Source organism: Massilia sp. LXY-6, from assembly GCF_051233485.1.
Classification (GTDB): Bacteria; Pseudomonadota; Gammaproteobacteria; order Burkholderiales; family Burkholderiaceae_D; genus Telluria.
Genome location: NZ_JBKFGF010000024.1, coordinates 1 through 7,492, shown reverse-complemented (window position 1 = coordinate 7,492; position 7,492 = coordinate 1). Strand labels below are relative to the sequence as shown.

Genomic DNA, 7,492 nt, shown 5'->3' with positions numbered 1-7,492 from the left:
GCGGCTGTCGAATTCCTGGCGACTCAGCAGGCCGTCTTCGTGCAGGGCGCGCAGTTCGCGCAGCTTGTCGATCGCGGTCTGCATCATCTCCGTGCCGGCAACGCGGCGCCGCAGGCCCCCCAGAACCGGTCGCCCGGACGGCAGCCCGCGTGGACGCAGGCGGCGATGGCCCCGGCCAGCGCGCCGGCCATCGATCCTGCCAGCCCGGCGCCGAGCTGGGCCTGGGTCGCCAGTGCCGTCTTGTTCACGTCGTTCTGCAGGCCGAGCAGTTCGAGCTGGTGGCGGCGCTCGCGCTCTTCCTGGGCGTCGCGGCGGGCGCGCTCACGGTCGACCTGCTCCTCGGCCAGGCGCCAGGCGTCGGTATTCCCCGCACCCACCACGCCGGCCAGGGCCGCCAGCTGGTCGGCGCTCATGCCGGCATGCAGCCTGGTCTTCATGAGCTCGGCCAGCAGGGCCGCATTGGCGGGCGCGGCCAGCGCGAGCTTGGCGCTGTCGTCGAGCGCACCCAGCGATTCGGCGCGCGCGATCTCGACACGCGCCAGTTCGAGCTCGTGGGCGCGCCGTTCGCGCTCAACTTCGCGCTCGCCCTCGCGTTCGTAGCGCGTGGCGATGGCGTCGGCCTCGATGGTACGCAGCAGCTTTTCGTGCTGGGCCAGCGCATCCTGGACGCTGCCCTCGCGGCGCAGGCTCTCCAGCTGCTGGCGCATTTGCTCGGCGTTCAGCGACAAGCGCCCCGCGGCCTGGGCATCCTGCCATTCCAGCACGCGCTCGGCTTCGCGGCGGTGCGCCGCGTTCTCCAGTTCCAGCAGCTTCAGGCGGCCGGCATGCGCCTCGGCCTCGATCTCCTGTTCGCGCCGCGCCGCCGCCTGCCCGGCCTCGTGCAGCCTGGCCAGTTCGGCGCGCTGGCGGCCGGCGTCCTCGATGCCGGCCGCCTGCTCGATCTTGTTGCGGATCTGCTGCTGCAGCAGCTGGTGCGCGAAGCGCTGCCGGGCCACCGCGCGCGCCTGCGCCGCATCCTGCCGGGCGACTTCGAGCTCGGTGTGCATGCGGATCGCCGCCAGCTCGCGCAACTGCTGCCATTGCGCGGCCTCGTCGCGGCGCGCACCGCGCTTGGCGGCGAGCGCATGTTCGAGCGCGGCCACGGCATCCACCGCACCGCGTTCGATCGCCTGCTTGCGGGTGCGCGATTCGACGATGCGGCCGTACAGTTCGATCTGGCGCGCGCGGATCGCCTGGGCGCGCTCGGCGTTCCTAAGAGAGAGTCCGGCGCCTTCCAGGCTTTCGTCCTGGCGCAGCTCGGCGCGGCGGTGGCGCAGGCGGCTTTCCTGCTCCTCGCGGCGGAGGCGGTTCCACTCTTCCTCGCCATACAGCTCGTCGAGCTGCTTCGCATGCTCGATCCGCACGCGCTGCTCGTCCGCGGCCAGCCACAGGGTGCCTATGCGCGCCCTGTTGGCATCGAACTTGTCGTGGCGCAGCGCAATGGTGTCGACCCGCGCCACCGCCAGGCCGTAGCCGGACAGCAGCAGCGCCAGGCCGCCCTGCAGGTGCTGGTCGAGTTCGGGGCGCAGCTGCTGCCGCCCCGCCATGTCGCGCAGCGAGCGCGCCGCCACGAATTCGCGGGCCAGCTGGCGCACGGGTTCCGTCAACAGCTCGCGCAGCTGCACGTCCTTGATCACGCCGGGCATGGTCATGAAGTGGCGCGCGAAAGCCGGCACGTTCTCGATCTTCAGCGATAGCGTGAGCGTGGCGTCGACCTGCAGGTGTTCGCAGGTGGCCAGGCCGTCGAGCGAAAACTCCACCGGCAGCGCAGCGCTGCGGGTGACGAGGATATCGGCGTGCTGGTCGCGCAGCAGGTTGTTCAGGCGGGTGAAGAAGCCTTCGATCTCGTATTCGCCCTGCGGCACCTCGGTGGCCTGCTCGCCCTGCAGGATGTAGGCGCGGGCCGTGGCCGGCACGCGCAGGGTCTTGACGAAGATGCCGGACAGGTCGCGCACGCCGAAGAACACGGCCAGTTCGTCCGGCCCCGGCGCCCAGCGGTTCTCGACCAGCACCGGACGGTGGCGCGGCGCGCCCAGCAGCAGGCCGCAGGAGCCGCAGTACGAGGCCGCACCGGTACCCGCTTGCTCGCACCTGTGCTCGCAACGGGGACAGGTGCTTGCGCCGATTCCGAACATCTTCAACATGACCCGCTCCTTCTTCATACCGCTCAGTTACCGCTCTTTACCAATCGATTCTAGCAGCCGCCGGCCGGGCTCGTTGTACGCACGACAATCGTGCGCTGGCCTCAGATGATCCCGATCCGCTCCACGCAGGCCACGCTCGCCCCTTGCGCGCGCAGCCCTTCCGCGAAGCCCTCCGGCAGCTGTTCCTGCCATGCGCGCGGCAGCAGGATGCGGTCGCCCGGCCCCGCCTCGCGCAGCAGCAGCGCGCACTTGGGCTGGACGCCGTCGACCGCATCGACCCGGCCGGCATGCCAGGCGCCTGAGCAGCCGCTGGCGATCAGGCGCCCGCGCGGCACGAACTCGCGCCCGCGCGCCAGCCGGTCCGCCATCACCAGCGCCAGCTCCCAGGAATTGCCGGCGAAGGCCTCGGCGCCGAAGCGCACCACGCTGCGCCAGCGGCCCAGCGCGCGGCCGTCGAAATGGCGGGCGCCGCTCAAGACCTGGCGCACGGCGAGCTGGCGCGCCGCGTCCTGGTCCGGCGCGGCGATGGTCTGCTCCTCGTCCGGCGCGTCGTGGCCAGGCTGGCCGGCCTGGCGCGCGAGCGGATGCACGCTGACCTCGACCCAGCCGATGCACGAGTCCGCGCCGCTGTGCAGCGGGAACCAGGCGCGCGCCGTCGACACCGCCGCCGCCGGATCGGCGTGGCCGCTCAGCAGGCCCAGGTGCGGCAGGCCGCCGGGGCCGCCCAGCCATGCATGTGCGGGCAGCCCCGGGGGCGATGTGCCGAGGGTATGCCCGGCCACCCGTCCGCGCTCCCATTCGTCGGACCAGCCGTTCGCCAGCAGGCCGGGCTGCGGCCGCAGCAGGCCGCGCACCATGCGGTCGGCCAACACCGCCGCCAGCTCCCAGCCGCGCTCTCCCGGCGGCGGCCGGCGGTCGAGGCTGAGCACGACCTGGTCGCGGCTGTCGAAACTCGCTTCGGTCAGGCGCGCCAGGCGCACTACCTGCTGCATGCGCTCGGCCAGCCGGGTATCGTCCGGCACCGCGCATTTGACTTCGGCGCGGCCGGCGCGCGGGCGGCGCGTGGCGGTCAGGGTCAGGACCGAGCCGTCGGCCAGCGGGCAGCGCGTCTGCACGGCGCATTGATCCGTGCCTAGAATCGGGTTCATGGCCGCTCCCCTTCCACTTCACCGGCGCTGCTGCGCCGTCCCGCGCAATCCGCCTCCAGGTTGGCGACGATGCGCTCGGCTTCGTCATACAGCTGCGGCAGCGCGGCCTCGCCGGCCTGGCGCAGGCGCGCCAGCAAGGCCCAGGCTTCGTCCAGCGAGACGCAGGCGCGCCGGCTGTGGCGCGCACGGCGCAGCTGTTCTTCCGCGGCGAGCGGCTGGCCCGGCGCCGCCAGCGCCAGCGACGGCATCGCGTTGACGCCCACCGACACCAGGTCCAGGCGCTGCAGCAGGGCCTGCTGGCGGTGGAACTGCTCCTGGGCGGCCGGCATCGCCGCCAGCCGCAGGCCGCACATCAGGCAGGGCAGTTCCAGGAACAGGCGGCGCAGCGCCTTCGCGTCCTCCGGCCCCGGCGCGAAGCGCTCGGCGGCGGTGGCGGTGGCGGCCACGGGTAGCGGGACGCCCGGCGCAGGCAGCTCGGCCTGGCGCTCGGCGCGTTCCGCCAGCACGCGCGCAAAGTCGCGCGTCCCGCCCAGGTCGACCGGCACGCAATCGTCCACTGTCACGCCGAAGCGCATGTAGAGCAGCTGGTTCAAGCCCTGGCGGAAGGCGTTCCACTCCTCCAGCGTGGTGCAGGGCGGCAGTTCTAGGCCGCCGGTGGCCAGCTCGTGGCGCAGCGTGGCCTCGACCGCCGCCGCCAGCGCCGCCAGGTCCAGCCGTCCGGACACCTCGGCCGCCAGGAAGAGGTCGAAGCGCTGCTGGGACGCCTGCGGATCGGGCGCATCGACCGCGAAGCTGGTGCGCAGGCCGATCTCCGGCGCCGCCTCGAAGGGCACCAGGTCGGCCGTGTAGGGGCCGGGGTGGAAGGCGTAGGCCGTCTCGCCTGGACGCGCCTCGATGCGGCGTGCGGCCTGCAGGCGGCGGGTGCGCCCGTCCGTGCCGACCACCACGGCCTGGCAGCCGCTTGGCGGCGCGGCACCGGCCGGCAGCGCCAGCGCCAGCACGGTCCGGCCCAGTTCGCAGGCATGTTCGGGGGCAGCCGTGCGCTTGAAGAAACCCAGCATCATGAGCTCATCCGGCCAAGGGTTCGACGGCGAAGGCGGCGCCGGCCGCCTGCAGGTGGCCGGCGGGGGCCGCCGCAAATGGCCAGGCGGCTTCGCATTCGCCGTCGGCGTCCAGGCGGCCCTCCAGGATCGTGCGGCCGGCGCCGTCCGTCACGCGCAGCGGTGCGCGCGCCGCCAGCAGGGCCGGCGCGAACGGCGCGTCGGCCGCCAGCTGCAGGATCGCCCTCCACCCGGTCCCCTCGGCCACCAGGTGCAGGGTAAACCAGCCGTCGTCGGTGCGCAGGGATGCGATCTCTCCGCTGCTGGCCGCGCGCAGGCGACCGTGGCTGCCGCGCCAGCCCGCCGGCTCGGCCTCTCCGGCCGCCGCGGCGCGGCGCTCGACGGCGAGCTGGCGCAGGCGGCGCAGGGTGAGCGGCGAGGCTTGCAGGGCCGCGCGTTCGCCCGCCGTCAGCGGCCGGCTGCCGTCCAGTGCGGCGACCAGGGTAGCATCCAGCAGCACCAGGCGGTCGCCGTCGACGCGCCGGCCCAGCAGCAGGCGTTCCTGCAGCCGGCGCTCGGTATCGCCGGGTCCTGCGGTGTTCGTGTTCATCCCATTCTCCTCATGGTTGCGGCTTCCAGGCGGGCAATCGCCGCGTCGCGCCGCTTGCGCAGGGTCGGCAGGGATACCCGGGCCAGGCCGGCCAGCTGCTGCATGGTCGGCAATTCCCCCGTGGCCGGGTCGCGCCAGTCGTCCGGATACGCATCGTCGCCCGATCCCAGCAGCTTCGCATACACGGCAAGCCGCACCGCCAGGCCATCCCCGGCCAGCGCGCGCGCCACCCAGCCGGAGCGCTGCTCGGCCTCGCCCGCCGCCTGCATGTAGCCGGGGGGGAGTAAAACGGCGGCGGCCAGCGCTTCCCCTTGCGGATCGTGGACCAGCGGCGCCTCGTCTTCGGCGTCCGCCGGGTCGGCGTCGACCTCGAGGCCGAATTCATCCTCGCGCGCTTCCAGGATCCGGTCCGGACCGGGCGTGCTTGCCTGTTCCGACTCCTGCAGCACGCGCCAATAGTCTTCCATCCAGAGCGCGGCCTCGTCGCGGTCCTGCAGCCAGTCGCGGTCCTGGTTCGACGACAGCGCTTCGTAGTCGCCGATCTCGGCCAGCATGGCGGCGATCTTGTCGGGCCCGGTCTTCAGGCTGGCGAAGCGCTTCGAACGGGTGTGCAGCGGCCCGGCGCTGCCGGTGAAGGCTTCCAGGGTCTCGCTCCAGCGCAGCACCCAGTCGGCGCGGCAGTCCGCAATCGAGCGCAGCTGGCGCACCTCGATCGGCGTGCCCTGCAGTTCGCGTCCCAGGATCGCGCCGACCTGGGCGCGGTGCTGCTCCCAGCCGGCGAACAGGCGGGCAATCTCGCCATAGGCCGTGTCCAGCATCCGGTAGGCGTACATGCGGTTCGGGCTGCAGGGGCGGCCGCAGGCGGCCTGGTAGTTGTCGGCGTCGACCTTGTCGCGCAACACGGCGTACATGTCGTTCACCTTCTTGCGCAGCAGGGCTTCGCCGCCGGCATCGCGCCAGAACGCTTCCACCCGCGCATGCTCGGCCGCGACGGCGGCGCAGAAGGCTTGCCAGTCGGCGGGACGGGCCTGCAATTCGTACAGCAGGCCCAGCGCCAGTTCCAGCACCGTGTCGCCGTAGCCGTTGCCCGCTGCCAGCGCGCGCGGCGTGCGCCGGGCCTGGCGCAGGCGCTCGCCGGTCAGCTCGACGTAGTCCGTCAGCGCCTCCGCCAGCGCGGCCGGATCGAGCAGGCGCGCCCAGGCGCACGCGCGCAGGGCCGCCAGCGAGCATTGCCCCAGCAGCTTGCGCACTTCTTCCCAGCCCGGCTCCTGGTACCGGGTTCCCGGCAAACGCATACCGTCCTCTTTCGTGTCAACCCAGCAAAATAATGCCATAGAAACACAAAACCAGGGCGCGCTGATGGCCCGGAGTCACCCGCCGATTCCGCTCATGGCGGCGTGGTGGTCCATTTCATGTCCTGCATGGCGCGCAGCAGCGCCGCCGCCACCGGCGCCGCATGGCCGCCGCCCGTCTCGTCCGAGCGGCTGACGAACACGGCGAAGGCCAGCCGGCGGGTCTGTCCGGGCAGGCTGCCGGGTTCGAGCCAGCCGGTGAACCAGACCGTGGCCAGCTCGCCGTCGCCGACCGGCGCGGTGCCGGTCTTGCCGTACAGGCCGCGCCGCAGCGCCGCCAGCTCGCTGCCGCGGAACGCGCCGGCGGCGGTGCCGGCGTCGATCACGCCCTTCATGCCGGCGCGGATACGGTCCAGGCGCACGCCGAGCGCCGGGCCGGGAGCGGCATCCGCCTTGCGCCCGTCCAGGCTGGCCAGCAGGTGCGGGCTGGCGACCCGTCCCTCGCCCACCGCCGCCGCCACCAGCGCCATCTGCAGCGGCGTGGCCTGCATGCGCAGCCCGATCGCCATCTGGCGCAGTTCGTGGCGGGTGTGCACCGGGTCGATCCCGCTGGGGCTGGCCTGCAGCGCGTCCCAGGCCGACCACGGGTAGTCGGCCGGCAGCAGCCCGCCGTCCAGGCGCAGTGCCTGGCCGAAGCCGAGCCGGCGCGCCATCGCGACGATCGGCCGCACCTGGTCGAGCGCCCCGGGGCTCAAGGGCTGCAGGTCGGGCGCGCCGCCCTCGGGCCGGCCCAGCAGGCTGCGGTCGGACAGTTCCCCCAGCCAGGCGAACCAGGTGTTCAGGCTGTAGGTCAGGGCCTGCTGCAGGCCCAGGCGGCCATCCTGGGCGCGCCGGTCCAGGCCCTGGTCGCGGAAGTTCGTGATGCGCGCGCGCCCGTCGACCGGATAGCTGGGCGCATCGGTGCGGAAGGCGAAGCCGCGCGCGGCGGCGGCGGCGTTGATGCCGGCCAGCGATTCGCCGGCCAGCAGGGCGTCGAGCCGGGCATCCTGGCGTGCCGCCAGCTCCAGCCCGAGGGCGCTGACGATCTTGAAGGTCGAGCCCGGACTCCGCTCGGCGCCGCCGTCGTGCTGGAAGGCCGGCAGGCGCAGCGGACTGGCGGCCGGGTCGATTCGGTCGAAGTCGCGCACCTCGGCCCAGTTGGCGCTGTCGACCTGGCCGG

6 protein-coding genes are annotated in these 7,492 nt (G+C 73.3%); all 6 read right to left on the bottom strand.

Annotated elements, in window-relative coordinates; genetic code table 11:
* Nucleotides 1–83: 83 nt before the first annotated feature.
* Nucleotides 84–2,183 (bottom strand): hypothetical protein, encoded by a 2,100-nt coding sequence (locus ACI48D_RS12830; protein ID WP_435571606.1) that lies wholly within the window; start codon nt 2,181–2,183, stop codon nt 84–86.
* Between the two features lie 101 nt (nt 2,184–2,284).
* Nucleotides 2,285–3,331 (bottom strand): hypothetical protein, encoded by a 1,047-nt coding sequence (locus ACI48D_RS12825; RefSeq protein ID WP_435571605.1) that lies wholly within the window; start codon nt 3,329–3,331, stop codon nt 2,285–2,287.
* A complete protein-coding gene (locus ACI48D_RS12820) occupies nt 3,328–4,395 on the bottom strand; it encodes a hypothetical protein (protein ID WP_435571604.1) in 1,068 nt (355 codons plus the stop codon). The genes ACI48D_RS12825 and ACI48D_RS12820 overlap by 4 nt, the downstream gene beginning before the upstream one ends.
* Nucleotides 4,396–4,399: 4 nt before the next feature.
* Entirely contained in the window at nt 4,400–4,981 is a 582-nt protein-coding gene (locus tag ACI48D_RS12815) for a hypothetical protein (RefSeq protein ID WP_435571603.1), read from the bottom strand.
* Entirely contained in the window at nt 4,978–6,276 is a 1,299-nt protein-coding gene (locus tag ACI48D_RS12810; protein WP_435571602.1) for a hypothetical protein, read from the bottom strand. Before ACI48D_RS12810 ends, ACI48D_RS12815 begins: the two co-directional genes overlap by 4 nt.
* 92 nt (nt 6,277–6,368) lie before the next feature.
* The coding region (locus ACI48D_RS12805; protein WP_435571601.1) for a penicillin-binding transpeptidase domain-containing protein at nt 6,369–7,492 on the bottom strand (1,124 nt) is incomplete at its 5' end.

What these genes read in the sequence shown, in the direction of transcription:
- ACI48D_RS12830 (WP_435571606.1), bottom strand. Translation starts at nt 2,183, where the DNA reads ATGTTGAAGATGTTCGGAATCGGCGCAAGCACCTGTCCCCGTTGCGAG.
- ACI48D_RS12825 (WP_435571605.1), bottom strand. Translation starts at nt 3,331, where the DNA reads ATGAACCCGATTCTAGGCACGGATCAATGCGCCGTGCAGACGCGCTGC.
- ACI48D_RS12820 (WP_435571604.1), bottom strand. Translation starts at nt 4,395, where the DNA reads ATGATGCTGGGTTTCTTCAAGCGCACGGCTGCCCCCGAACATGCCTGC.
- ACI48D_RS12815 (WP_435571603.1), bottom strand. Translation starts at nt 4,981, where the DNA reads ATGAACACGAACACCGCAGGACCCGGCGATACCGAGCGCCGGCTGCAG.
- ACI48D_RS12810 (WP_435571602.1), bottom strand. Translation starts at nt 6,276, where the DNA reads ATGCGTTTGCCGGGAACCCGGTACCAGGAGCCGGGCTGGGAAGAAGTG.